The organism is Streptomyces durocortorensis (assembly GCF_016901035.1).
Classification (GTDB): Bacteria; Actinomycetota; Actinomycetes; order Streptomycetales; family Streptomycetaceae; genus Streptomyces; species Streptomyces durocortorensis.
This window is the reverse complement of the sequence record NZ_JAFEUF010000089.1, coordinates 1-26695: the sequence shown is the minus strand read 5'-3', so window position 1 is coordinate 26695 and position 26695 is coordinate 1. Positions and strand designations below refer to the sequence as shown.

At 72.4% G+C, this 26695-nt stretch carries 19 protein-coding genes; 16 read left to right on the top strand and 3 right to left on the bottom strand.

Annotated elements, in window-relative coordinates:
• Positions 1–128: 128 nt before the first annotated feature.
• From JS521_RS18455 to JS521_RS18445, 3 genes are all read left to right on the top strand, one after another.
• Positions 129–785 carry a hypothetical protein gene (locus tag JS521_RS18455; RefSeq protein ID WP_205084072.1) on the top strand — a complete coding sequence of 219 codons (657 nt, stop codon included), beginning with the start codon at positions 129–131 and terminating at the stop codon, positions 783–785.
• 235 nt (positions 786–1020) lie between these two features.
• Complete coding sequence (locus tag JS521_RS18450; RefSeq protein ID WP_205084071.1) at positions 1021–1197, top strand: hypothetical protein; 177 nt, start codon at positions 1021–1023, stop codon at positions 1195–1197.
• 110 nt (positions 1198–1307) lie between these two features.
• Complete coding sequence (locus tag JS521_RS18445) at positions 1308–4457, top strand: helix-turn-helix transcriptional regulator (RefSeq protein ID WP_205084070.1); 3150 nt, start codon at positions 1308–1310, stop codon at positions 4455–4457.
• 27 nt (positions 4458–4484) lie between these two features.
• Here the strand turns inward: JS521_RS18445 and JS521_RS18440 are convergent, their stop codons facing one another.
• Positions 4485–5699: a PQQ-dependent sugar dehydrogenase gene (locus JS521_RS18440; RefSeq protein WP_205084069.1), complete on the bottom strand. Its 1215-nt coding sequence runs from the start codon at positions 5697–5699 to the stop codon at positions 4485–4487.
• A gap of 121 nt (positions 5700–5820) precedes the next feature.
• On the bottom strand, positions 5821–6777 hold the full coding sequence (locus tag JS521_RS18435; RefSeq protein ID WP_097993706.1) for an aldo/keto reductase: 957 nt from the start codon (positions 6775–6777) through the stop codon (positions 5821–5823).
• A 164-nt stretch (positions 6778–6941) separates the two neighbouring features.
• Here JS521_RS18435 and JS521_RS18430 point away from each other — a divergent pair, with 164 nt between their 5' ends.
• The 11 genes from JS521_RS18430 to JS521_RS18380 all read left to right on the top strand — a co-directional run bounded on the left by JS521_RS18430 (position 6942) and on the right by JS521_RS18380 (position 22567).
• A complete protein-coding gene (locus JS521_RS18430; protein ID WP_205084068.1) occupies positions 6942–7889 on the top strand; it encodes a 2-hydroxyacid dehydrogenase in 948 nt (315 codons plus the stop codon).
• 409 nt (positions 7890–8298) lie between these two features.
• On the top strand, positions 8299–11121 hold the full coding sequence (locus JS521_RS18425) for a putative bifunctional diguanylate cyclase/phosphodiesterase (protein ID WP_205084073.1): 2823 nt from the start codon (positions 8299–8301) through the stop codon (positions 11119–11121).
• Between the two features lie 232 nt (positions 11122–11353).
• Positions 11354–13210, top strand: a complete 1857-nt coding sequence (locus JS521_RS18420; RefSeq protein WP_205084067.1) for an acetolactate synthase large subunit — start codon at positions 11354–11356, stop codon at positions 13208–13210.
• A gap of 23 nt (positions 13211–13233) precedes the next feature.
• On the top strand, positions 13234–13761 hold the full coding sequence (gene ilvN / locus JS521_RS18415) for an acetolactate synthase small subunit (RefSeq protein WP_006127785.1): 528 nt from the start codon (positions 13234–13236) through the stop codon (positions 13759–13761).
• A gap of 110 nt (positions 13762–13871) precedes the next feature.
• Positions 13872–14873, top strand: a complete 1002-nt coding sequence (gene ilvC, locus JS521_RS18410; protein WP_030809915.1) for a ketol-acid reductoisomerase — start codon at positions 13872–13874, stop codon at positions 14871–14873.
• Positions 14874–15137: 264 nt separating this feature from the next.
• Positions 15138–16730 (top strand): phosphoglycerate dehydrogenase, encoded by a 1593-nt coding sequence (gene serA, locus JS521_RS18405; protein ID WP_205084066.1) that lies wholly within the window; start codon positions 15138–15140, stop codon positions 16728–16730.
• 249 nt (positions 16731–16979) lie between these two features.
• Positions 16980–19538 (top strand): Tox-REase-5 domain-containing protein, encoded by a 2559-nt coding sequence (locus tag JS521_RS18400; protein ID WP_205084065.1) that lies wholly within the window; start codon positions 16980–16982, stop codon positions 19536–19538.
• 143 nt (positions 19539–19681) lie between these two features.
• A complete protein-coding gene (locus JS521_RS18395; protein ID WP_205084064.1) occupies positions 19682–20380 on the top strand; it encodes a hypothetical protein in 699 nt (232 codons plus the stop codon).
• Positions 20377–20907: a hypothetical protein gene (locus JS521_RS18390; protein ID WP_205084063.1), complete on the top strand. Its 531-nt coding sequence runs from the start codon at positions 20377–20379 to the stop codon at positions 20905–20907. The genes JS521_RS18395 and JS521_RS18390 overlap by 4 nt, the downstream gene beginning before the upstream one ends.
• A 104-nt stretch (positions 20908–21011) precedes the next feature.
• Entirely contained in the window at positions 21012–21794 is a 783-nt protein-coding gene (locus JS521_RS18385) for an isoprenyl transferase (RefSeq protein ID WP_205084062.1), read from the top strand.
• Positions 21795–21853: 59 nt separating this feature from the next.
• Positions 21854–22567, top strand: coding sequence for a nucleotidyltransferase domain-containing protein (locus JS521_RS18380; RefSeq protein WP_205084061.1), 714 nt, complete (start codon positions 21854–21856; stop codon positions 22565–22567).
• A 31-nt stretch (positions 22568–22598) separates the two neighbouring features.
• Here JS521_RS18380 and JS521_RS18375 read toward each other — a convergent pair whose 3' ends face one another.
• Entirely contained in the window at positions 22599–23747 is a 1149-nt protein-coding gene (locus tag JS521_RS18375) for a PucR family transcriptional regulator (protein ID WP_205084060.1), read from the bottom strand.
• A gap of 191 nt (positions 23748–23938) precedes the next feature.
• Between JS521_RS18375 and JS521_RS18370 the strand changes: the two genes are divergently transcribed.
• Together JS521_RS18370 and pruA are read left to right on the top strand one after the other, a co-directional pair.
• The gene (locus JS521_RS18370) at positions 23939–24865 is read left to right on the top strand and encodes a proline dehydrogenase family protein (RefSeq protein ID WP_205084059.1); all 927 of its coding nucleotides are present in this window, start codon (positions 23939–23941) and stop codon (positions 24863–24865) included.
• Between the two features lie 53 nt (positions 24866–24918).
• On the top strand, positions 24919–26550 hold the full coding sequence (gene pruA / locus JS521_RS18365) for an L-glutamate gamma-semialdehyde dehydrogenase (protein ID WP_205084058.1): 1632 nt from the start codon (positions 24919–24921) through the stop codon (positions 26548–26550).
• The last annotated feature ends 145 nt before the right edge of the window (positions 26551–26695 follow it).

Here is a 26695-nt window from a genome sequence, read left to right as displayed (position 1 = left end):
AACGCTCATTTGTGCCTGTTTCGGGGGCTCGGATATGTGATTAATAGACAGGGTGGGGGACAGGGCGTGGGTCCGGCGTGGGTCCGGCGTTAAGAGGGTTCTCATCCGGGCCCCCTAGCGTGCGGCGCATGAACACCACCCCCTCCAAGACGACCGACGCCGACACCACGGCCGCCACCGACGAGGTCACGGATGACGCGCCCGCGTCCGCGCCGGCGAAGGACGCCCTGGCGAAGGACACCACCGGTACGCCGTCCGAGGCGGCCGCCGCCGACGCCGACTCCGCGACGGCCCCCGACGACCTCGCCGAGCAGACCGGCGAGGACGGGGACGGGGACGAGGACCTGGAGTCCGACCCCTTCGTGGCGGCCCGGCACGGCGTCGGCGCGGGCGCGGCGGCCGTCGTATCCGCCGCCCTCGGCGTCGTCGCCCTGACCGGCGCGTGGACGGGCCGGGTCGCCGCCGAGCGCGAGACGCTCATCGGCCAGATCAAGACCTCCGGCGGCGGCAGCCCGGCCCAGCAGATCTCCGAGATCTACGGGGACGCCTGGCACGCCACCGCCCTGGTCAACGGCGTCTTCGCCGTGCTGGCCCTGCTCGTCGGCGTCTTCGTCCTGGTCCGCCCGGCCTTCGGCACCCCCTCCGAGAAGCCGCAGCCCACCTGGGTCCGCGCCGTCGCCCTGGCCGGTGTCGCCCTCGGCGTCCTCGGCGTGCTGATCTCCGCCGGCATGTACTTCGACCTCTTCGCCGCCCTGCCCAGCGCGGGCGCCCCGGCCGCCGGCTGACCCCGAGCCGTAGGCCCCTAAGGCCGGCCCTAAGGCCCCCGCTCACCCCTCGGACACGGGGTGAGCCGCCCAAGGCCCCGCCTAAGGCCCCCACCGCCGCGAAGATGCGGAACTCGACCGATGCGGTGCCCGCTCCTGGCCGACGACAGTGGACACACAGCGGACACAGGGCCCCGGCCGACCGGCCGGGGCACCCCTCCGGTCCGCTGCCACGACCAGGAGTCAGGGGCACCGCATGTACGAGTACGAGCTCTACCGCTACACCTCCGCCGAGCTGATCCGCCGGGCCGACGCCGAGCGCGAGATCGGCCGGGCCCGGCGCACCCGCCGGGCCGCCCGCCGTGCCGGACGCGGTGACCCCGGGGGGAAGGTGAGGGAGGAGGACCGCAACCGCTTCGCCCCGGCCGCCTGACGATGTCCTGGCCCGGAACGAACGCCGCGGGACCGGGACGAGGGCCGACGACACCGAGCGCGGCGGGACCGGACGCATCGGGACAGACCCACTCCGGGAGCCCCGCGAGCATGATCACCCCTGGCGAAAAGGCGCCCGCCGCCTCGTACGGGTATGCGATGCTCGGCGGCGTGGAGACCAGGTCAGTCAGCCCCGTGTTCGTCGGGCGCGCCGAGGAGCTCGCCTCGCTCACCGGGGCGCTCGGGCGGGCCGCGTCGGGCGACCCCCAGGCCCTGCTGATCGGCGGCGAGGCGGGCGTCGGCAAGACCCGGCTGGTCGAGCACTTCGTCACGGCGGCCGAGCGGCGCGACGCCGTGGTGGCCGTCGGGTCCTGCGTCGAGATCGGGGCCGACGGGCTGCCGTTCGCCCCCTTCCCGACCGCCTTGCGCGCCCTGCGGCGGGCCCTGCCCGAGGAGATGGCCGCCGCCGTCGCCGGCCAGGAGGGCGAGCTGGCCCGGCTGCTGCCCGAGCTGGGCGAGGCCCACCGGGACGCCACCGACGAGCACAGCACCGCCCGCCTCTTCGAACTCACCGCCCGCCTGCTGGAGCGGATCTCCGCCGACCGGGCGGTCGTCCTCGTCCTGGAGGACCTGCACTGGGCGGACGCCTCCACCCGGCATCTGCTCGCCTATCTCTTCCGCACCCTGAGCACCGGCCGCCTGATGGTCGTCGGCACCTACCGCGCCGACGACATCCACCGCCGCCACCCCCTGCGCCCCCTCCTCGCCGAGCTGGACCGGCTGCGCACCGTCACCCGCGTCGAACTCGACCGGTTCAGCCACGACGAGGTCGGCCGCCAGCTCGCCGGCATCCTCGCCGAGATTCCCGAGGCCGCACTCGTCGACGAGATCTTCGACCGCTCGGACGGCAACGCCTTCTTCGTCGAGGAGCTGGCCCGCTCCCTGGAGTGCTGCGGCGACAGCTCCGGGCTGACCGAATCGCTCCGCGACCTCCTGCTCGTCCGTGTGGAGGCGCTTCCCGAGCACGCCCAGCGGGTCGCCCGGATCGTCGCCGAGGGCGGCTCCTTCGTCGAACACGAGCTGCTGGCCGCCGTCGCCGGCCTCGGCGAGGACGAGCTCGACGAGGCCCTGCGCGCGGCCGTCGGCGCCAACCTGCTGCAACCCGCGCCCGACACGAACGGCTACCGCTTCCGGCACTCCCTGGTCCGCGAGGCCGTCAGCGACGACCTGCTGCCCGGCGAACGCACCCGTGTCAACCGCCGGTACGCCGAAGCCCTGGAGGCCGACCCCTCCCTCGTCCGCGACGACGAACGGGCCACCCGACTCGCCAGCTACTGGTACTACGCCCACGACGCGGCCAAAGCCCTGCCCGCCGTGCTCCGGGCCGCCGTCGAGGCCCGCCGCCGCTACGCCTACTCCGAGCAACTACGGCTCCTGGAGCGGGCGATGGAGCTCTGGGACGACGTCCCCGACGCCGTGCGCGCCACCCTGCGCCCCTTCGACTACGCGGAGGTCTACCCGGGCTCCGGCCGTGACCCGGAGAACACACCGCTGCGCTATCTGGACGTGATGGCAGAGGCCACCGTCGCCGCCCACTTCGGCGGCGACCGCAAACGCGCCCTGGCCATCTCCAAGAAGGCCATGCGGGTCCTGGAGTCCGAGGCCGACCCGCTGCGCGAGGCCTGGTTCCTGGTGCAGCGCAGCCGACTGGTGCAGGGGCTCGACAAGGGGGATGGCTGGGAGGAGCTGGCCACCGCGCAGGAACGGGTGCGCGGACTGCCGCCGTCCCCCGTGCAGGCCGACGTCCTGACCAACGTGGCCAGTTGGAAGGCGCTGCACCAGCCGGGCCCGGAGGCGCTCGCCGACAGCGACCGCGCGGTGGAGTACGCCCGGCTCGTCGGCGACGAGTACATCGAGCTGCACGCCCGTCTCACCCGGGGCTTGCTCACCGCAGAAGCCGGCGGCGTCGAGGACGGCATCGCCGAGATGTACGCCGTCCGGGACCGCGCCGAGAAGCTGCACCTGATGAACCTCCTCGGCCGGGTCAGCGTCAACCTGCCCTCCTCGCTGGAGGCGATGGGCCGCTCGCTGGAGGCCGTTGCCGCCGCCGACCACGGCATCGAGATCTGCCACAGCCACGGCCTGGCGGACTCCGGGGCCTGGGTGCACGCCAACCAGTCCCAGTCCCTGTTCTCCCTCGGGCACTGGCCCCAGAGCGAGGCCGCCGCCGCGTCCGCCGCCCGCCTGGCGCTGGGCCCCAAGTCGAAAGGCCTCGCCGCCCTCCGCCGTACCGAACTGGCCGTCGCCCGCGGGGACCTCGCCGAGGGGGAGGAGCTGCTCGCCCTGGTCCGCAGGCACTTCGGACACCGCGACCCGCAGCACCAGCACGTGATCGACCCCGGGCGGCACAGCATGGTGCTGGCCGCCTCCCAGGGCCGGCTCGCCGAGGCACGGGCCGCGTTCGAGGAGCTGGCCAGGACCGGCTTCCCGCCCGGCACCCAGCGCTACGCCCTGCCGCTGCTCCAGACCGCCGCCATGATCGAGGCGGACCATCGCGGACTGCCCGCCGCCGAACCCGACCGTCCGGAGCTGCTGGCCCTGATCCGCCGGTGCGTGAAGAGCCTCCCGATGCTCGTCCCCGTATGGGAGGCCTACGGCGTCTTCATCGAGGCGGAGCTGGCCCGTGCGGAAGGCACGGACACCCCCGACCACTGGGCCCGCGCCGCCGAGGCCTTCGGCCCGCTGCGCCGCCCGTACCAACTGGCCCAGATCCACCGCCGCTGGGCGGAGTCCCTGCTCATCGCCCCCGGCGGCCGGTCCACCGCCACGGCCCTGCTGCACCGCTCCCTGGAGACCGCCCGCCACCTCGGTGCCCGCCCGCTCGCCGAGGCGGTCGAACAGCTGGCGGCCCGCGCCCGCATCACCCTGGACGGCGACGGTGCGGCACCCGGCCACGACACCGGGATCCACCCGGCCGTCCTCACCGACGCACCCGCCGGTGACGGCCCCGAGCCCGCACCGGCCGAGGAGCAGGACCCCGCCATCGCCGCCGTGGCGTCCTTCGGGCTGACCCCGCGCGAGCAGGACGTGCACCGGCTGGTCGCGGCCGGACACACCAACCGCCGGATCGCCGAGGAGCTGTTCATCTCCCCGAAGACCGCGAGCGTCCACGTCTCCAACATCCTGGCCAAGCTCGGCGTCTCCAGCCGCGGCGAGGCAGCCGCCCTCGCCCACCGCCTGAGGCTCTACCCGGCGGCGTAGGGCGGCACCGCCCCCGGCGGCGGCCCGCTACTCCACCTCGACCTGGAGGACCTTGTCGTCCCCGTCCTGCTGCGTACCCCGTCCGTCCGTGTTGCTGGTGACCAGCCACAGGCGGTCGCTCCCCGCGCTCACCACCGTGCGCAGGCGGCCGTGCTCCTCCTGGAGGAACGCCTGGGGGTCCGCGAGAGGTTCCCCCGCCTCCTCGCCGGACAGCGGGATCCGCCACAGCCGCTCACCGCGCAGCCCGGCCATCCAGATCGAGCCCTCCGCGTACGCGATTCCGCTGGGAGAGGCCTCCGAGGTCTTCCACTGCGCCACCGGGTCGATGAACCCGTCCTCGCCCTCCTCGCCCTCCACCTCGGGCCAGCCGTAGTTCCCGCCGGGCTCGATCAGATTCAGCTCGTCCCAGGTGTTCTGCCCGAACTCGGCGGCCCACAGCCGCTTCTCCGCGTCCCAGGCGAGCCCCTGCACATTGCGGTGGCCGTACGAATACACCACCGAGTCCGCCTCCGGATTGCCGTGCACCGGCTCGCCGTCGGGGGTCATCCGCAGGATCTTGCCCGCCAGCGACTCCTTGTCCTGGGACAGCTCCGTGTCGCCCGCCTCGCCCGTGCCCGCGTACAGCATCTTGTCCGGGCCGAAGGCGATCCGGCCGCCGTTGTGGATGCTGCCCTTGGGGATACCGCGCAGCACCGTGTCCGGGGCTCCCAGCTGCTGTCCCGCCGGGCGCTTCTCGTCGTAGCTCATCCGGACGATCCGGTTGTCGGACGTGGTGGTGAAGTAGGCGTACACCAGCTGGTCCGCGCCGAACGTGGACGAGACGGCGAGCCCGAGCAGTCCGCCCTCGCCGGCCGGGGACACCCCGGGCACCGAGCCCAGCAGCGTCTTCTTCCCGCTCTCACCGTCGATCCGGTGGACCGTGCCCTCGTCCCGCGAGGACACCAGCAGATCGCCGCCCGGCAGCGCGGCCAGACCCCACGGCGACTTCAGGTCCTCCGTCAGCGTCGAGACGACCTTCGCCGAGCCCTTCTCGGGCGGCAGATCCGCCGACCGGCCCGGCGAGGGCGGGGAAGCGGAGTCCGAGGCGGTCGGGGAACCGGCGGGCCGCCCGGACGCACCACCGTCCCCGTCCCCGTCGCCGGAACACGCGGCGGACAGCAGCAGGGCGGCCGACGCCAGCGCGGCCACCGCCCCCCTGCGCACGGCCGGGGACTGCACACGTCCGAACAGAGCACCACGCACGGAACCGATCCTTTCGACGGTTGCCCGACCACTCGCTCCTGCACCCTCACCTGTTCCTACTGTCCCGGCCGGTCCAGAAGTTCCCGATCCGCCCATTCTCCCGCTGTACGGGTCGCGGCGCTCAGTCCCACGACTCCCGGGCGGCGGGCAGCGCGTCGATCTCCGCCAGATCCCGGTCGTCCAGGACCACCCCGGCCGCCCCGGCGTTCTCCACCGCCCACTGCTCCCGCTTCGCCCCCGGCACCGGCACCACATGCGGACCCTGGCGCAGCACCCACGCCAGCGCCACCTGCGCCACGGTCGCCCCCCGGCGCTCCGCGACCCGCCGCAGCCCGGCCACCACCGGCTGGTTCGCCGCCATCACCTCGGCCGTGAACCGGGGATGCCTGGCCCGCAGATCCTCCGGCTCGAACCCCTGCCCCGGCTTCAGCGTCCCGGTCAGATAACCGCTGCCCAGCGGCATCGCGGCCAGCAGCCCGACCCCGCGCGCCACACACCACGGCAGCAGCTCCGCCAGCGCCTCCCGCGACCACACCGACAGCTCCGCCTCGACGGCGCTGACCGGGAAGACCTGCTGGATCCGCTCCAACTGCCGGATCGTTCCCTCGAACGGACCCTCGCCCGACCGGCGCGGGGCCCGCGCCCCCACGGCGCACAGCCCCAGCGAGCGCACCTTGCCCACGGTGACCAGCTCCGCCATCGCGCCCCAGGTCTCCTCCACCGGCACCTCGGGGTCGGCCCGGTGCAGCTGGTACAGGTCGATCACATCGGTCTGGAGCCTTCGCAGCGAGGCGTCGCAGGCCCGCCGCACGTACCCCGGCCGGCCGTTGGCGACGATGTGCTGATCACCCACCAGCAGACCGCACTTGGTCGAGACGAACGCCTCCTCGCGGCGGCCCTTCAGCGCCCGCCCCACCAGCAGCTCATTGGTGAACGGGCCGTACATGTCCGCGGTGTCGAGCAGCCGGACGCCCGCGTCCAGCGCCGCGTGCACCGTCCGTACCGAACGGTCGCCGAGCCGCTGCGACGCGCTGTAACCCCAGCTCATCGGCATGCAGCCGAGACCGACCGCACCCACGGCAAGCCCCGCCGCCCCGATAGTCCTGCACTCCAACTCCCCGAAGCCTCCCTCGTATGTGCGGTCACGGGGCCGTACCGCACCCAAAAGTAACCTCTGACCTCCCCGGGTCTTCGCGCAGCCGTCCTGGAGCACTCGCACACCCGTCGCATAGCCTCCTGACCATGACTGCGACGACTGCCGACGTGTGGCTGCCCTTCCCGGCCGAGGAGATCGACGGACTCCCGGAAGGGCCCAACTACCTGTTCTGGAACGGCGGCCCGGACTTCCCCGCCGATCCGGCCGACTGCGCCTATTACGTCGTTCCCTACATGCAGGGCCCTGAGGTCGCGCAGCGCCCGCTCGCCTCGATGGGCTCCGTCCAGGTGGTGCAGACGCTCTCGGCCGGCATCGACCATGTGGAACCCGGCCTCGGACTGCTGCCGGCCGGGGTGCGGCTCTGCAACGCCAAGGGGGTGCACGAGGCGTCCACCGCCGAGCTGACCCTCGCGCTGATCCTGGCCTCCCTGCGCGGCTTCCCCGGGTTCGTCCACGGCCAGGACAAGGAGGAGTGGCGGTCCGGCTTCTACCCGGCGCTCGCCGACAAGTCCGTCCTCATCGTGGGATACGGATCCATCGGCTCGGCCATCGAGGACCGGCTCGTCCCGTTCGAGTGCGCGCGGGTGGTGCGCGTCGCGCGCTCCGCACGGACCACCGCACGCGGTCCCGTACACACGCTCGACGATCTGCCCGCCCTGCTGCCCGAGGCCGACGTGGTGATCCTGTCCACCCCGCTGAACCCGTCCACGCAGGGGCTGGTGGGCGCCGACTTCCTCGCCGCGATGCGCGACGGAGCCCTCCTCGTCAACGTCGCCCGCGGCGGAGTCGTCGACACCAAGGCTCTGTTGACCGAACTGGAATCCGGACGACTGCGCGCCGCCCTGGATGTGACCGATCCGGAACCCCTGCCCGCCGGCCATCCTCTCTGGCATGCTCCGAATGTCTTGATCACGCCTCATGTGGGCGGCAGCACCTCGGCGTTCGAACCGCGGGCCAAGAGGCTGCTGGCCGATCAGCTCACCCGGTTCACCGCCGGGGAGCCGGTGCGCAACGTCGTCACCACCACCGGCTGACCCCGCCGCCGCGGCCACGCTACGGGGTGGCCCGGATGCACGCAGTGCCGCTCACCTCGTGTTTCGTCACGGAGCGTAGAGAAGCTATGGCCCTGAGTGACGGATCTGGTGTATCGTCCGATCCGGGGCGCTGCGCCGTGAAAGGGACGGCGCGGGGGGAGCATCGGAACGCGAGGGGGCGACGGGCGATGTGCTGGCCATGGAGAGACGAGCCGACGCGGACGAGCGGGCGGTCGCGGCCGTCCGCGCCGACGGGGCGCACCGGCCGCCGGTGGCCGGATCCCTGCCCCGGAACGACAGCGCCGGAGCGGCCCCGGCCGCCGCGGAGCGAGCGACGCCGGAGGGGCTCCGCGAAGAGCCCGGCGCCGGGAAGCACCTGCCCGGCGGGCCCGGGGCGGGGAGCCCTCCGGTGAGCGCGCTGGGGGCCCTGCTCGCCACGCGGTCCGAGTCCGGCTCCACCGGGATGCGGTCCCGCATCCTGCTCGGCCTCGTCTGCGCGGGATATTCGGTGGGGGCCGCCTTCGGCTGGGGCTCACCGCAGGTCGCCGTCTTCATGGGGGACTTCGGTCTCGCCGCCGCGGCACTGGTCGCCGCGGTCTCCTGCTTCCTCTACGCACGGACGGGCGCGGGTCGGCTCCGCCCCGCCTGGCTGCTGTTCTCGCTCTCCTCCCTCATGGCGGCCTGCGGAAACGCCGTCTGGGGGTGGTACGAGGTGATCCTCGGCGTCCCCGTGCCCACGCCCTCCCTCGCCGACGTCTTCTTCCTCTGCTTCGCGCCGCCCGCCATCGTCGGGCTGCTCGTCCTCGCCAAACGGCCCGTCACCCGGGCCGGCTGGGTCTGCCTGGCGCTGGACGCCTGGCTGATCGGCGGTTCCCTGCTGACGCTCGCCTGGAGCCTCGCCCTCGCGCACACCACGCATCTGGCGGGCGTCCAGGACACCAGCGTGGCTCCCGCGGCCCTCTCGCTGGCCTATCCGCTGCTCGACATCGTGCTCGTCTCGATGGTGCTCGCCCTGCACTTCCGCCGGGCCGGCGTGAACCGCTCCGCGGTGAACACCGCGATCGCCGCCCTGGCGCTCACCGTGCTGAGCGACGCGGTGTTCACCTCACCGCTGCTGCGCTCCACCTACCACTCGGGCCAACTCCTCGACGCCGGCTGGTTCGCCGGGTCGCTGCTCCTCGCCTACGCCCCCTGGGGGGCCCGGCGCGGAGCCCGGCCGGCCACCCGTCCCGGGCCCCCGCGCGCCATCGCCAGCCGCCCGATCGCCGGCTCCCTGGCCGCCCTGACTCCGTATCTCGCCGCCGCCGTCTGCACCCTGGGCATCCTGTACAACGTGGTCGAGGGCCGCCGGGTGGACCGGGTCGTCATCTTCACCGGCTGCACCGTCGTCCTGGCGCTGGTCGTCCGGCAGGGCATCATGCTGCTCGACAACATCTCCCTCACCCAGGAGCTGGCCCAGAAGGAGAACCACTTCCGCTCCCTGGTGCAGGGCTCCAGCGACGTCATCATGATCGCCGCACCCGACGGCACCCTGCGCTACGTCAGCCCCGCCGCAGCCGGGGTCTACGGGCGTGAGGCGGAGGGGCTCGTCGGGGCCGAGCTGTCCTCGATCATCCACCCCGACGATCGCGGCCGGGTCGTCCACGAGGTGCGGCGCTTCCTCGCCGCCCCGCCCCACGAGGAACCCACCACCCGCATCGAATGCCGCTTCCGCTCGGGCACCGGCGACTGGCTCAACGTCGAGTCCACCGTCAACCGCCACCAGGGCGGCCTCCTCCTCAACAGCCGGGACGTCACCGAACGGGTCAGGCTCCAGGCCCAGTTGCAGCACAACGCCGAACACGACCCGCTCACCGACCTGCCCAACCGGGCCCTGTTCACCGCCCGGGTCCGCCAGGCCCTCGGCGGCCGGCGGGCGAGCGACCCCGGCACCGCCGTCCTCTTCATCGACCTCGACGGCTTCAAGCAGGTCAACGACACCATCGGCCACCAGGCGGGCGACGAACTGCTCATCCAGGCCGGCCGCCGCCTCCAGGACTCCGTCCGGGCCGGCGACACCGCCGCCCGGCTCGGCGGCGACGAGTTCGCCGCGCTCATCATGGGCGACGGCACCCGCGACCAGGGCGCCCGCGAGTACCAGGTCCACGAGATCGCCGACCGGCTCCGTCTCACCCTCTCCCAGCCCTACCGGATCGGCCCCAGCGAGGTCCGGGTGGCCGCCTCCATCGGGGTGGCCTTCGCCGAGCCCGCCATCAGCCCCACCGACCTCATGCGCAACGCCGACCTCGCGATGTACCGCGCCAAGGCCGGCGGCAAGGACCGGGTCGAGCTGTACGCCCCGCAGATGCAGGCCGACGTCGTACGCCGCTCCGAGCTGGCCACCCGGCTGCGCACGGCCCTGCGCGACGGCGAGTTCGCCCTGCTGCACCAGCCCGTCGTCCACCTCGCCAGCGGCTCCGTCGCCGCCGTCGCCGCCCAGGCCCGCTGGCGCTCCGCCCAGGGGATCCTGTTCACACCCGCCGAGTTCCTGCGGGTCTCCGGCGACGACGACCGCACCGCCGAGCTCGGCCGCTGGCTCCTGGAGGAGGCCGTGGCCCAGGCCGCCGACCGGGCCAGGGCCGGGCACCCCGTCTCCGTCTCCGTCCGGCTCTCCGCCGCCCGGCTGCTGGACGCGGCCCCGCCGCCCGGCTCCATCGAGGCGCTGCTGACCCGCCACGGGCTGCCCTCCGGCGCCCTGATGATCGAGGTCGCCGACAGCGACCCGCGCGTCTCCTTCGACGCCCTGGAGCAGCGCCTGGTGGCCCTGCGCCGGCTCGGCGTACGGATCGCGCTCGACGGCTTCGGCAGCGGTTTCGCGGCGATCAACGCGCTGCGCAGGCTCCCCATCGACGTACTGAAGCTCGACCGGAATCTGGTGGAGGGGGTGGTCGAATCGGCCAGACTGCACAAGATCACCAGCGGCCTCCTGCGGATCGCCTGCGACCTCGGCCTCCAGTCCGTCGCCGACGGCGTCGACGTCCCCGAGCAGGTCCTCGCCCTGCGCGCCATGGGGTGTACCCACGGCCAGGGGATGGCTTTCTCCGGACCGCTCGACGAGTACCGGCTGCGACGCGCCCTGGTCCGCGGGGAGTTCCCCGTACCGAGCATTCCCAGCCCCCGGCCGGTGCTGGCGGGCGGCTCGATCCCGCTGCTCACCGGATCACATGCTGAGACGCCCGTCCCACCCACTTGACACGTCATGCGTGCTGGAGAGAGGGTCAATGCCATGCGCACCCGAATTCTCGTACTTGGAAAGCGCGTCGGCTGAAGCAGAGTCACTCCACGACACTCTGCGGACCGCACCCGGCGCGCTCCCCTCGCTTGCCTCACGGCACGAGGGGTTTTTTGTTGCACTGACACCTCTCAAAACGCTGCAAAACACCCGCGAAAAACCACCCGCGAAAACCCTCAGCTTCGAGAAGAGAATGCCGATGACCGAGCAGGCCACCGGGGCCCACCACCCGCAGCCGCGCGCCCGTACCGGCGGACAGCCGTCCGTCACCGTTGAGCACGTCACGGGCGCGCAGTCCCTCATCCGCTCTCTCGAGGAAGTCGGCGCCGACACGGTATTCGGCATTCCCGGCGGTGCGATCCTCCCCGCCTACGACCCGATGATGGACTCCACCCGGGTCCGCCACGTCCTGGTCCGCCACGAGCAGGGCGCCGGCCACGCCGCCACCGGATACGCGCAGGCCACCGGCAAGGTCGGCGTCTGCATGGCCACCTCGGGCCCCGGCGCCACCAACCTGGTCACCCCGATCGCCGACGCGCACATGGACTCCGTGCCGCTCGTCGCGATCACCGGCCAGGTCGCCTCCAAGGCCATCGGCACCGACGCCTTCCAGGAAGCCGACATCTGCGGCATCACGATGCCGATCACCAAGCACAACTTCCTGGTCACCAAGGCCGAGGACATCCCGCACACCATCGCCGAGGCCTTCCACATCGCCTCCACCGGCCGCCCCGGACCGGTCCTCGTCGACATCGCCAAGGACGCCCTCCAGGCGAAGACCACCTTCAGCTGGCCGCCCACCCAGGACCTGCCCGGCTACCGCCCGGTGACCAAGCCGCACGCCAAGCAGATCCGCGAGGCCGCCAAGCTGATCACCCAGTCCAAGCGCCCCGTGCTGTACGTCGGCGGCGGCGTCCTGAAGGCCGGGGCCACCGCCGAGCTGAAGGTCCTCGCGGAGCTGACCGGAGCGCCCGTCACCACCACCCTGATGGCGCTCGGCGCGTTCCCCGACAGCCACCCGCTGCACGTGGGAATGCCGGGCATGCACGGTGCGGTCACCGCCGTCACCGCGCTGCAGAAGGCCGACCTGATCGTCGCCCTCGGAGCCCGCTTCGACGACCGCGTCACCGGCAAGCTGGACAGCTTCGCCCCGTACGCCAAGATCGTCCACGCCGACATCGACCCCGCCGAGATCGGCAAGAACCGCACCGCCGACGTGCCGATCGTCGGTGACGCCCGCGAGGTCCTGGCCGACCTGGTGCAGGCTGTCCAGGCCGAGCACACCGAGGGCAACACCGGCGACTACAGCGCCTGGTGGAAGGACCTCAACCGCTGGCGCGACACCTATCCGCTGGGCTACGACCTGCCGGAGGACGGCAGCCTCTCCCCGCAGCAGGTCATCCAGCGCATCGGGCAGCTGGCCCCCGAAGGCACGATCTTCGCGGCCGGTGTCGGACAGCACCAGATGTGGGCCTCCCACTTCATCGACTACGAGCAGCCCGCCACCTGGCTCAACAGCGGCGGCGCCGGAACGATGGGGTACGCGGTCCCCGCCGCGATGGGCGCCAAGGCCGGCATGCCCGACCGCACGGTCTGGGCCATCGACGGCGACGGCTGCTTCCAGATGACCAACCAGGAACTGACCACCTGCGCGCTCAACAACATCCCGATCAAGGTCGCCGTCATCAACAACGGCGCCCTCGGGATGGTCCGCCAGTGGCAGACCCTCTTCTACAACCAGCGCTACTCCAACACCGTGCTGCACTCCGGCGCGGACACGGACGGCAACGCCGCCAAGGGCACCCGCGTCCCGGACTTCGTCAAGCTGTCCGAGGCCATGGGCTGCCACGCCATCCGCTGCGAGGACCCGGCCGACCTGGACAAGGCCATCGAAGAGGCCAACTCCATCAACGACCGCCCCGTCGTGATCGACTTCATCGTCCACGAGGACGCCATGGTCTGGCCGATGGTCGCCGCCGGCACCTCCAACGACGAGGTCCAGGCCGCGCGCGGCGTCCGCCCCGACTTCGGCGACAACGAAGACGACTGAGAGACAGAGAGAGAACGACTCCCATGTCCGAAAAGCACACGCTCTCCGTCCTGGTCGAGAACAAGCCCGGTGTCCTCGCCCGGATCACCGCCCTGTTCTCCCGACGCGGCTTCAACATCGACTCGCTCGCGGTCGGTACGACCGAGCACCCCGACATCTCCCGCATCACCATCGTCGTGAATGTCGAGGGCCTGCCCCTGGAGCAGGTGACCAAGCAGCTCAACAAGCTGGTCAACGTCCTGAAGATCGTCGAACTCGAGCCGTCCGCTGCGATCCAGCGGGAGCTCGTCCTGGTGAAGGTGCGCGCCGACAGCGAGACCCGCTCCCAGATCGTCGAGATCGTCCAGCTGTTCCGCGCCAAGACCGTCGACGTCTCCCCGGAGGCCGTCACGATCGAGGCGACCGGAGGGGCCGACAAGCTGGAGGCGATGCTCAAGATGCTGGAGCAGTACGGCATCAAGGAGCTCGTCCAGTCCGGCACCATCGCCATAGGGCGCGGCGCGCGCTCGATCACCGACCGGTCCCTGCGCGCCCTCGACCGCTCGGCCTGAGCGGACCCGCGGAGTCCCTGGCCCCGCTCGCATGGCGAGACCCGACAACGCATACGACGCACCCCGCCGTACGGTGGGACGCAACACCTGCACACCAAGGAGAAGACCCAGTGGCCGAGCTGTTCTACGACGACGATGCCGACCTGTCCATCATCCAGGGCCGCAAGGTCGCGGTTCTCGGTTACGGCAGCCAGGGCCACGCCCACGCGCTGTCGCTCCGTGACTCCGGCGTCGACGTCCGCGTCGGTCTGCACGAGGGCTCGAAGTCCAAGGCCAAGGCCGAGGAGCAGGGCCTGCGCGTGGTGACCCCCTCCGAGGCGGCCGCCGAGGCCGACGTCATCATGATCCTCGTCCCGGACCCGATCCAGGCCCAGGTCTACGAGGAGTCCGTCAAGGACAACCTCAAGGACGGCGACGCGCTGTTCTTCGGCCACGGCCTGAACATCCGCTTCGGCTTCATCAAGCCGCCGGCCAACGTCGACGTCTGCATGGTCGCCCCCAAGGGCCCCGGCCACCTGGTCCGCCGCCAGTACGAGGAGGGCCGCGGCGTTCCCTGCATCGTGGCCGTCGAGCAGGACTCCACGGGCAAGGGCCTGGAGCTGGCCCTGTCGTACGCCAAGGGCATCGGCGGCACGCGGGCCGGCGTCATCAAGACCACCTTCACCGAGGAGACCGAGACCGACCTGTTCGGTGAGCAGGCCGTCCTCTGCGGTGGCACCGCCGCCCTGGTCAAGGCCGGTTTCGAGACGCTGACCGAGGCCGGCTACCAGCCCGAGATCGCGTACTTCGAGTGCCTCCACGAGCTGAAGCTCATCGTCGACCTCATGTACGAGGGCGGCCTGGAGAAGATGCGCTGGTCCATCTCGGAGACCGCCGAGTGGGGCGACTACGTCACCGGCCCCCGGATCATCACCGACGCCACCAAGGCCGAGATGAAGAAGGTCCTCGCCGAGATCCAGGACGGCACCTTCGCCAAGAACTGGATGGCCGAGTACCACAACGGTCTGCCCAAGTACAACGAGTACAAGAAGGCCGACAGCGACCACCTGCTGGAGACCACCGGCCGTGAGCTGCGCAAGCTCATGAGCTGGGTGAACGACGAAGAGGCCTAGGCCTCGGGGGAGCGGGGCGGGTCCACGGCGGACCCCCCCCCCTCCGCAGTACCCCAGGGGCGGTTCCGTACGGGTGTACACCACGTCCACCCTCGTGCGGGTGATCCTTCCACGAGGGCGCGGTAAACAGCCCATCGCATGACTACACTTCTCAACACAAACACGCGTCAGGGCCCACAGTGTCGTGCGTCTACCACGCGGCTAGCCCCTCCACCGCCTGCGGCCGGCGGGACGGCCGTCCGCACTGGACTTGTGAGGACTCACGTGAGCTCGAAACCTGTCGTACTCATCGCTGAAGAGCTGTCGCCCGCCACGGTCGACGCCCTGGGTCCGGATTTCGAGATCCGGCACTGCAACGGCGCGGACCGCGCCGAGCTGCTCCCCGCGATCGCCGACGTCGACGCGATCCTGGTGCGCTCCGCCACCAAGGTCGACGCCGAGGCCCTCGCCGCCGCCAGGAAGCTCCGGGTCGTGGCCCGCGCGGGCGTCGGCCTGGACAACGTCGACGTCTCCGCCGCCACCAAGGCCGGCGTGATGGTCGTCAACGCCCCGACCTCCAACATCGTCACCGCCGCCGAGCTGGCCTGCGGTCTGCTGGTGGCCACCGCGCGCAACATCCCGCAGGCCAACACCGCGCTCAAGAACGGTGAGTGGAAGCGCTCCAAGTACACCGGCGTCGAGCTCAGCGAGAAGGTCCTCGGCGTCGTCGGCCTCGGCCGCATCGGCGTCCTGGTCGCCCAGCGCATGTCGGCCTTCGGCATGAAGATCGTCGCCTACGACCCCTACGTCCAGCCGGCCCGCGCCGCGCAGATGGGCGTCAAGCTCCTCAGCCTGGACGAGCTGCTGGAGGTCGCCGACTTCATCACCGTGCACCTGCCGAAGACCCCCGAGACCCTCGGTCTCATCGGCGACGAGGCGCTGCACAAGGTGAAGCCCTCGGTCCGCATCGTCAACGCCGCGCGCGGCGGGATCGTCGACGAGGAGGCGCTGTACTCCGCACTCAAGGAGGGCCGCGTCGCCGGCGCCGGCCTGGACGTCTACGCGAAGGAGCCCTGCACGGACTCCCCGCTGTTCCAGTTCGACCAGGTCGTCTGCACCCCGCACCTCGGCGCCTCCACCGACGAGGCGCAGGAGAAGGCGGGCATCGCGGTCGCCAAGTCCGTGCGCCTCGCCCTCGCCGGTGAGCTGGTCCCGGACGCGGTCAACGTCCAGGGCGGCGTCATCGCCGAGGACGTACGCCCCGGCCTGCCGCTCGCCGAGAAGCTCGGCCGGATCTTCACCGCGCTCGCGGGCGAGGTCGCGGCCCGGCTCGACGTCGAGGTGTACGGCGAGATCACCCAGCACGACGTCAAGGTGCTGGAGCTCTCCGCGCTCAAGGGCGTCTTCGAGGACGTCGTCGACGAGACCGTGTCGTACGTCAACGCGCCGCTGTTCGCGCAGGAGCGCGGGGTCGAGGTCCGCCTCACCACCAGCTCCGAGTCGCCCGACCACCGCAATGTGGTCACGGTGCGCGGCACCCTCTCCGACGGCCAGGAGGTCGCGGTCTCCGGCACGCTGGCCGGCCCGAAGAACCTCCAGAAGATCGTCGCCATCGGCGAGCACGACGTCGACCTGGCGCTCGCCGACCACATGGTCGTCCTGCGCTACCAGGACCGTCCCGGTGTGGTGGGCGCGGTCGGCAAGATCCTCGGCGAGGCCGGGCTGAACATCGCGGGCATGCAGGTCTCGCGGGCCGCCGAGGGCGGCGAGGCACTCGTCGTCCTCACCGTCGACGAGACGGTCCCGCAGCCGGTGCTGACCGAGATCGCCGAGGAGATCGGCGCGTCCTCGGCCCGCTCGGTGAACCTCACCGACTGACGCACCCGTACGACCCCGGCTGCCCCCCGCCGGGCCGCCCCCCCCCCCGCGCCCCCCCCCCCCCCCCCCCCCCCCGGGGGGCGGCGCCCCCCCCCCCCGGGGCCCCCCCGGCCCCCCGCGTTTCGTCCGCGGGTCAACCCGCGCCTGTGGGCCCGGGGTTGGGTCCTGGGGCCCACGACGTGCGAGGGGCACCGACCCTAGGGTGACCGGTTGTCATGTCACTCATGGGCACCGGGGGTCGGTTCACGTATGTCTGCTGTCGGTGGCATACCCGTAGCGGGAGGCCCGGCTCCGGCCGCCGCCCCGCGGCGTGACCTCCCGGGCCCGCTCGCCGTGGTCCGCGTGGCTCTCCTTGTCCTGCTCGGCGCGACGGCGCTCGGCGCGATCGGCCTCTCCGGCTCCGCGATCGCCGCGGACGCGATGGGCGCCGAGGTGCTCGGCATCCTGCTGTACGCCTCCGCGCCCGGGGTGCTCTGCGCGCTGCTGGCCCGGCATCTGCGTACGGGCGGCAGGCGCGTGCTGTGGGGGATCGTCGCCGTCCAGATCTGGCTGATCGTCGGCGGCCTCGGCAACGTGTCGGACGGGTCGCCGGACGGGTTCACGCAGCTGGTGCTGCCGGTCCTGATCCTGGTGCTGCTGAGCCGTCCGCAGAGCCGCGCGTGGTTCCTGCTGCCGCCCCGGGAGCGCGGGGAACCGCCGAAGTTCTCGCTCCCGCACATGATCACCTGGAGGCGGGACCGGGGGCAGAGCGCCCTGGAGTACCTGGGCCTGGTCCTGATCGTCGTCGCGCTGATCGGAGCGCTGACGGTGGGCGGCCTCGGCGGCCGGATCACGGAGGGCCTCCAGTCCGCGATCTGCTCGCTGACGGGCAGCTCGTGCCCGGTGTCGCCCGGAGGCAGCGACACCGTCGCGGGGGACGACCCGGGCGGCGGCGCGGACGGGGGTGCTGACGGCGGTACGTCGGGGAGCACGGACGGCGGCGCGGACGGCGGAGCCGACGGCGGTACGACGACCACGGGCGGCGCCACCGGAGGCGACGCGACGGGTGGCACGGGCGTTACGGGAGGCACCGGCGGTTCGGAGGGCTCGGGCGGTTCGGAAGGCTCGGGCGGCACCGAGGGCTCCGCAGGTACGGAGGGCTCGGCCGGTTCGGAGGGCTCCGCAGGCACCGAAGGCTCAGGCGGTACGGAAGGCTCGGGCGGCACCGAGGGCTCCGGCGGATCCGAAGGCTCCACCACGACGAGCGGCGGCACCGGCGGCCCCGACGACAACGGGCGCCCCGGCACCGGCGAGGACACCTACCCCGAGGACAGCGAGGAGCCCGAGGCCGCCTACGACGTACAGCCGACGTCCGACGAAGGCGACGGCGAGGGCGAGGACGGCGGCGAGCAGGCCGAGGAGAAGGAGGACTGCGGCGGCTGGGGCTTCTTCGGCTGCGCCTGGGACCGTACGACGCAGGTCTTCAAGGGACTCGTGGTCGACGGGCTCTGGGGCGACATCACCGGGATCATCGACCTGTTCAAGCCGGAGACCTGGTCGGGCCTCGTCGACTACGGGAAGCAACTCGGCGACCAGTGGGTCGAGGACTCCGAGGGCGCGGGCGACAAATGGGCCGACGGCGACTACCTGGGCGCGGTGTGGGACTGGGGCAAGGCCTCCGTGGGCACCGTGGTCACGGTCGGCGACGACGTCTTCGTCGGGGACGAGGTCCGCGAGCGCTGGAACAACGGGGAGAAGACCCGCGCGGTCACCGATGTGATCTGGAACGTCGGCTCGATCTTCATCCCCGGCTACAACGTCGGGAAGGTCGTCGGCAAGGCCGGCAAGCTCGGGGTGCTGGGCAAGGCCGCCGGAGCCGTGGGCCGCGCCGCCGACGACGCGGGGGCCGCGGCCCGCCGGGCCCGCGCGGCTGCTCAGGCCGGCGACCTCGACGGCGTACGGAAGGCGGCGAAGGAGGCCGACGAAGCGGCGGACACCGCCGAGGACGCGGCACGCCGTACCGGTTGCGTCATCGCCTCGGGCCCGCCGGCGGTGCGGTACGGCGGGGGCGGGGCCACCGGTGTCCCGGGCCCGGGCACCGGTGTGCTGGCGGGCGGCTCCCCTGGCCGGATCGTCCTCGCGAACGACGGATGCGACGAGGCGGCCAAGAAGGCGGCCCAGGATGCCAGGGCCGCGGAGCGGGCCGCCCACCTGGAGCAGAAGCGGCTGGAGGAGCCGGAGCGGGCGCGCAGGGCGGCGGAGGAGAAGAAGCAGTACCCCGAACCGAAGCGCAACGACACCTCCGACCCGCGCAACTACACCCCGCCGTCCTGGGCCGAGGACCTCGTCGACCGCAAGCTCGGCGACGCCGACGGGGGAGACGGGTACTGGGCGAGCCGCGACCGCAACCCCGCGCCCAACTGGAAGCGGAACGAGCCCTGGCTCCGCTACCAGGAGCAGGTGACCGGCACCAAGCGGGGCCAGGAGTACGTCGTACCGCATCCCGAGGAGGGCAGGCCGGCGGTGGAGTACGACGGCTGGGACTCCTCCCGGCAGACGTTCCTGGAGGCCAAGAACGGTTACGACAGCTATCTGTCCAAGTCCGACAAGGGCACCCTCAACCAGTCCGGCAAGGACAAGTTCATCAAGGAGGCCCGCGCCCAGGTGCAGGCGTCCGGCGGGCGGACCGTGGAGTGGCACTTCTCCGACCCGAACGTGGCCAAGGCCGCGCGCAAGGCGTTCCGTGAGGACGGACTGCCGATCAAGGTGGTGCACAGCCCGACGAAGCCCAACGACAGCAAGCGGAAGCCGGGGGCCTTCGACGAGTAGGCCGCGCCAGGAGGGAACGCCGCGTACCGAACGCCACGTGGGGAAGGCCGTGACCCGAGTAGCCTGCAACGCAGGGTGATTCCGGCCGCCGTCCGGCCGGAGGGACCGAGGGCAGTGGGCCGGCCGATGGAGGAGAGACGAGCATGCGACGTGTAGTGCGGGGTTTCTGGGGCCCCCGGCCGGAGCCGGCCGAGACCGTGGCCGACCGGTGGCTGCGGACCCTCGACGGGCTCGCCGAGCTGGTCCCGCAGGCGGCCGACGCCTGGAGCCAGGTCCACGGGAACGGGCCCGCCACCGCCATCACGGCCGACGAGGACGCCCTGCTCGACGCGCTCCGCAAGGCCCGGAGCGCGACCGACTGGTCGGACATCACCGGCACCGGGCTGCGGCTGGTCGGCACCGGGGCGCCCGGCTGGCAGGCGGAGATCAGCGGACTGGCCGGGGGTGCGCCGGACTTCCTGCTCCAGTCGCTGGCGATCATCCTGCACGCCCCGGACGAGGCCGTGGTCCCCGAGGAGGCCCTGCTCACCCTGGTCGCCCGGGTGTGGGAGCCGGACTTCGGCGATGTGAGCGACGACGACGTGCTGGACGCGCTGGAGGACGACGCCGGGTACTCCGTCGGCGACCCCGTCGTCGGGCGCGCCGGATATCTCTCCCCGGCCCGCGCCGCCCTCATCCCCGACGACCTGGAGACGGTCCGCCAACCCCTGCCCGGTGGCGGGGAGTTGCTGAGTATCGCGGCTCCGGGCGACAGCGCGACCGTGGTGCGTGTGTACGAGCGGCTGCGCGAGGCGGGGGCGCTGGCTCCGCTGCCCCGCCCGATGGACCGGGCGGCCCTGTGACCTCCCGGGCGGGCGAGGCCTTCGACGCGGAGCGCGCGGCGGCGGAGGTCACCGAGCTTCTCGCCGCCCCCGTGCCGGCCGTCGGCCCCACTGCCGCAGAGGGCGACCCGGTCACCGGCGAGTGGACGGTCACCGTCGGAGAGGGCTTCCGGATCGTGCCGCTCTGGGAGGGTGACCCGCTCACCGGCGTGTACGCCCCCGAGTGGAACGACGCCGAGGAGGCGGCCGAGGCCCATCTCGCCGAGCTGGCGCGGGTGTTGGGCGAGCGCTGGGGTCCGCACCGCACGGTGCGGCTGGACGGGCCGTTGATGCGGCGGCAGGGCGGATCGACGGTGGAGCCGCTGTTCGAGGCGCTGTTCTCCGAAGACCTGTACGGAGACCTGGAGGTCTGGGGCCCCGTCGATCCGGGCGGCCGGTGGATCGCCCTGGTCGTCGGACACAGCGACGGGGACGCGCCGTTCGTGCTGGCCGCCCTGGTCAGCGACCGCCCGGTCCCCGAACCGGCCCCCTTCGACGGGGCGTTGTGAGGCCCGTCCGGCTCCGCCCGATGCCGGCGGGCGCGGGCCGGAGCCGCTGATAAGGTCCGTCGACATCAACGCTCCCGTGAGCTGTCCCGTGCTGGAGAAGGTTCATGAAACTGCTCCCCCTGTTCCTCCGGCGGCCGATCGAAGCGGTGTACGAGCGCCGGCTCGCCGCCGGCCTGGTGGGCCTGCCGCGCCCCCAGCACGTCGGGATCATGGTCGACGGCAACCGGCGCTGGGCCCGCAAGGCCGGGCACACGGACGTCCGGGAGGGCTACCGGGCGGGCGGCGCCAAGGTGACCACGTTCCTGGGCTGGTGCACGGCCGCCGGGATCGAGCACGTGACCCTCTTCATGCTCTCCGACGACAATCTGGGCCGCCCCGCCGAGGAGCTCGGCCCGCTGATCGAGGTCATCGAGGACACCGTCCGCGACATCACCGCCGAGGGCCGGGACTGGGAGGTCCGGGCGATCGGCTCCCTCGACATGCTGCCCGGCACCAGCGCCCGGGTGCTCAAGGAGGCCACCGCCGCCACGACCGGGCGCGGCGGCCTCAAGGTGGACGTGGCGGTCGGCTACGGCGGCCGGCGCGAGATCGTCGACGCGGTGAAGAGCGCCTTCGAGGAGCACATCGCGGCCGGCGGCGACCCGGCCGACCTGGTCGCCCGGTTCGGGATCGACGACATCTCCCGGCACCTCTACTCACCCGTCGCCGATCACACCGACTTCATCATCCGCACCTCCGGCGAGCAGCGCCTCTCCGGCTTCCTGCTCTGGCAGTCCGCGTACGCCGAGATGCACTGGGTGGACTGCTACTGGCCGGCGTTCCGGCACGTGGACTTCCTGCGCGCACTGCGCTCGTACGCCAACCGGGAACGCCGCTTCGGCAAGTGACCCGGCCGGGCGGGTGCGGCCGTGCCCCGGAGTCCGAGGGGTCACGGCAGAGTGGGGGCATGGACGTACTCGATCTTGCCCGTGCCCTTGTCCTGGAGCGCCACCCCGACGCCCGCGCCGCGTTTCTCGGCGGCAGTGTCCTGACGAGCCGCCGCACCGCCCGGTCCGACCTGGACGTCGTCGTCCTGCTCGACGGCCCGCCCGCCCCGTACCGCGAGAGCCTGCGGTACGGGGACTGGCCGGTGGAGTTGTTCGTGCACACCGAGGACTCCTGGCACGGCTTCGTCACCCCGGAGATCGCGCAGCGGAACTCGGCCCTGCTGTGGATGTGCGCCGACGGGGCGCTGCTGTTCGACGCGGACGGGACGGGGGCACGGATGGCGGAGACGGCGAAACGTCTCGCGGCCGAGGGCCCGCCCCCGGTCACCGGCACGGCGCTCGAAGACGCCCGGTACGCGCTGACGGATCTGCTCGACGACTTCGGCGCCGTCACGGACGCGGGGGAGCGGCTGTTCGTCGTGGCCGAACTCGTCCGGCGGAGCGGTGAGCTGGCGCTGCTGACCCACGGCACGTGGCTCGGCGGCGGCAAGTGGCTGGCCCGACGCCTCGAACCGGTCGAGCCGGACCTGGCCGCGCGCCTGGACGAGGCGGCGCGGGCCGCGCTGCGCGGCGCACCGGAGGGCCTGACCTCCCTGGTCACGGAGGTCCTCGACGCGGCGGGCGGCCCCATCTGGGAGGGGTACCGCCGCAGCGGCCCGCGTAGGACGGCCTGAACCGTCGTCCCGGCCGGGCGGCCCGCCGGTGCTACAGCCGCGCCCGCTTGACCGCCATGTGCAGCAGCAGCCGGTCCTCGCCGTCGTTCAGGTCGAGGCCGGTGATCTGCTGGATCCGGGAGAGCCGGTAGTACAGCGTCTGGCGGTGGACGCCCAGCGCCGCGGCCGTCCGGCTCGCCTGGCCCGCGCAGTCCAGGAACACCTCGGCGGTGTGCGCCAGCTCCCGGTGCAGCGGGGTCAGCAGCGAGGCGACCGCCGGATCCCCGGGGTCGTTGCCGGTGCCCGGGAGGGCGGTCAGCAGGCGGTACGGGCCGATCTCCGACCACCGGGCGACCGGGGCGAACCGGGTCTCGGCCCGGGCCGCGCGGGCCGCCGCCACCGCCTCTCGCCAGGAGACCGTCAGCTGGTCCAGGCCCCGGCGCGGCGTGGCGATCCCCCCGGTGGCGGCCGGGTCCGCGCCGGTGCGCAGCCGGTCCGCGGCGCTGAGGGCCGGGTCCAGGCGGTCCGGCGAGCGCAGCCGGACGAGCGCGGCCAGCGACCGGTCCCCGGCGGCCCCCGGCACGGGGACCGTCGCCAGCGCGGCCGCCGACGCCACGCCCCGTACCGACGGAGTGTCGTCCGCCCACGGGGTCACGCACACCACCGCGTGCAGCCCCTCCGCGTCCCGGCCCAGGGCCTCGCCGAGCGCGGTGACGGCGGTGTCGTGCTGCCGGCCGGGGCCCGCCGTCAGCACCGCGCCGAACTCCCGCGAGAGGTCCGCGCCCGCCCGTGCCTCGTCGAAGAGGAGGGCCCCGATCCGCGCGGCGACCTCCATCGCGGCGGCGAGCTGCTCCTCGGCCGGGCCCGGGTCCGCGTCGAGCAGCCAGACGTAACCGAGGACAACACCCCGATGGCGTACCGGAAGGCAGATGCGGTCGCGGAACACCCCGGCCTCGGGCGCGGCGGGGATCCGGACGGGCCCGGTCGCCCGGGTGATGCCGAACCCCTCGAACCAGGCGCGGACGGCGGGGGTGGAGCGGCGGGTCAGGATCGAGCGGGTGCGGACCGGGTCCATCGCGGTGTCGTCGTCGCTGTCGTGGGCTCCGAAGGCGACCAGACCGAAGTCCCGGTTCTCCAGGGTGGCCGGGGCGTCGAGGAGGGCCGAGATCTCGTCGACCAGTTCCTGGTAATCGCCTGTCACTCCGCCATTCTGCACCCCCTCACGCCCTTCTTCATACAGATGTCTGAGATGGCGGCCACGGATGCGTGACAGGTGTCGATGGCACAGCCCGCACGGGGTGCCTAGATTTCACAGTGGTTATCCGTGCCGTACCGGTCCGTTCACGTTCGTACCGTTACGGCCCTTCGTCCGTACATTCGTGGAGGTGCCCCGTGCTGGCTCCCGTGATTCTCGCCGCATCACGCAGCGACAAGATGCGCCGGTTCATCTCGGCCGCGCCCGGCACCAAGCAGGTCGTCGACCGCTTCATCGCGGGGGAGACCGTCGACCAGGTCGTCCCGATCGTCGAGGACGCCGCGGACAGGGGCCTGGAGGTCACGCTCGACGTCGTCGGCGAGGACATCACCACCCCCGCGCAGGCCGAGGCCGCCCGCGACGCCTACCTGGAGCTCGTCGAGCGCCTGAAGGTCCTGGACCTGGGCCCGCGCGCCGAGATGTCCGTGAAGCTGTCGATGTTCGGCCAGGCGCTGGAGAACGGCCACGAGCTGGCCCTCGCCAACGTGCGCCCGGTCGTCGAGGCGGCGGCCGCCATCGGCACCACGGTCACCCTGGACGCCGAGGACCACACGACCCTCGACTCGATGTTCGCCATCCACGAGGAGCTGCGGAAGGACTTCCCGCAGACCGGCTGCGTCATCCAGTCCTACCTCTTCCGCACCGAGGACGACGCCCGCCGCCTGGCCGAGGCCGGCAGCCGTGTCCGCATCGTGAAGGGCGCCTACAAGGAGCCCGCCTCCGTCGCGTACCAGGACAAGGCCGAGATCGACAAGGCGTACGTCCGCATCACCCGCATCCTGATGGAGGGCGCGGGCTACCCGATGATCGGGTCGCACGATCCCCGTCTCATCGCCATCGCCCAGGAGCTGGGCCGCCAGGCCGGGCGCAAACTGGACGAGTACGAGTTCCAGATGCTGTACGGCATCCGCAGCGACGAGCACGTCCGGCTCGCGTCCGAGGGCCACCGGATGCGCGTCTACACGGCGTACGGCACCGACTGGTACGGATACTTCATGCGCCGCCTCGCGGAGAAGCCGGCCAACCTGCTGTTCTTCGGCCGCTCGATCCTCACCAAGGGCTGAGCAGCCCCCGGGCTGACCCACACCCCCGCCGACATCAAGGAGACAAGGCACTCATGGACGCCGTCACCCAGGTCCCCGCGCCGGTCAACGAGCCGGTCCACTCCTACGCCCCGGGCTCCCCGGAGCGCGCCCGCCTGGAGGTGAAGCTCAAGGAGCTCGCCGACAACCCGATCGACCTGCCGATGACCATCGGCGGCGAGAAGCGCATGGGCGGCGGCGAGCGGGTCAACGTCGTACAGCCGCACAACCACCAGGCCGTCATCGGCACCTTCGCCGGCGCCACCGAGCAGGACGCCCAGGACGCCGTCGACGCGGCCCTCGCCGCCGCTCCGGCCTGGCGCGCGATGTCCTTCGACGACCGCGCCGCGATCATCCTGCGCGCCGCCGAGCTGCTCTCGGGCCCCTGGCGCGAGACGCTGGCCGCCTCCACCATGCTCGGCCAGTCCAAGACCGCCCAGCAGGCCGAGATCGACACCCCCTGCGAGCTCATCGACTTCTGGCGCTTCAACGTGCACTACGCGCGCCAGATCCTCGCCGAGCAGCCCCCGGCCAACTCCCCGGGCGTGTGGAACCGCATGGACCACCGCCCGCTGGAGGGCTTCGTCTACGCGATCACGCCGTTCAACTTCACGGCCATCGCGGGCAACCTCCCCACCGCCCCCGCCCTCATGGGCAACGTCGTGGTGTGGAAGCCGTCCCCGACGCAGACCCACGCCGCCGTGCTGCTGATGCAGCTCCTGGAGGAGGCCGGGCTGCCCAAGGGCGTCATCAACCTGGTCACCGGCGACGGCAAGGCCGTCTCCGAGGTGGCGCTGAACCACCGCGACCTGGCCGGCATCCACTTCACCGGCTCGACCCCCACCTTCCAGCACCTGTGGAAGACGGTCGGCAACAACATCGCCACCTACCGCACCTACCCGCGGCTCGTCGGCGAGACCGGCGGCAAGGACTTCGTCGTCGCGCACCCCAGCGCCGACCGCGCCATCCTGAAGACCGCGCTGACCCGTGGCTCCTTCGAGTTCCAGGGCCAGAAGTGCTCCGCGTCCTCGCGGGCGTACGTCCCCGCCTCCATCTGGAACTCCGGCTTCAAGGAGGAGTTCGCGGCCGAGGTCGACTCCATCACGATGGGTGACGTCACCGACCTGAGCAACTTCATCGGGGCCGTCATCGACGACCGCTCGTTCGCCAAGAACAAGGCCGCGATCGACCGCGCCAAGTCCGACCCGACGTGCACCGTCATCGCCGGTGGCACCTACGACGACTCGGTGGGCTACTTCGTCCGCCCGACCGTCATCGAGTGCACCGACCCGGAGAACGAGGTCTTCACGACCGAGTACTTCGGCCCGATCCTCGCGGTCCACGTCTACGAGGACGAGAAGTACGACGCGATGCTGGCGCAGATGGAGTCGGTCTCCGACTACGCGCTGACCGGCTCGGTCATCGCGGGCGACCGTGCGGCCGCCGCCTACACGATGGACAAGCTCCGCTACGCCGCGGGCAACTTCTACATCAACGACAAGTCGACCGGCGCCGTCGTCGGCCAGCAGCCCTTCGGCGGTGGCCGTGCCTCCGGCACCAACGACAAGGCGGGCGCCCCGCAGAACCTCCAGCGCTGGACCCTGACCCGGGCCATCAAGGAGACGCTGGTCCCGCCGACCGACTACACCTACCCCCACCAGGGCTGACGCCCTCCCGGGACGCCGCAGCACGGCGCCCCGGACCGGGGTCTCCGTCACGGAGGCCCCCCTGAGCACCGCCCCCCCCACCCCCGGGTTTGGTGCGCCGCGGGGCGCGCCGCAAACCGGGCCCGGGCGCCGGGGCCGGGGGGGG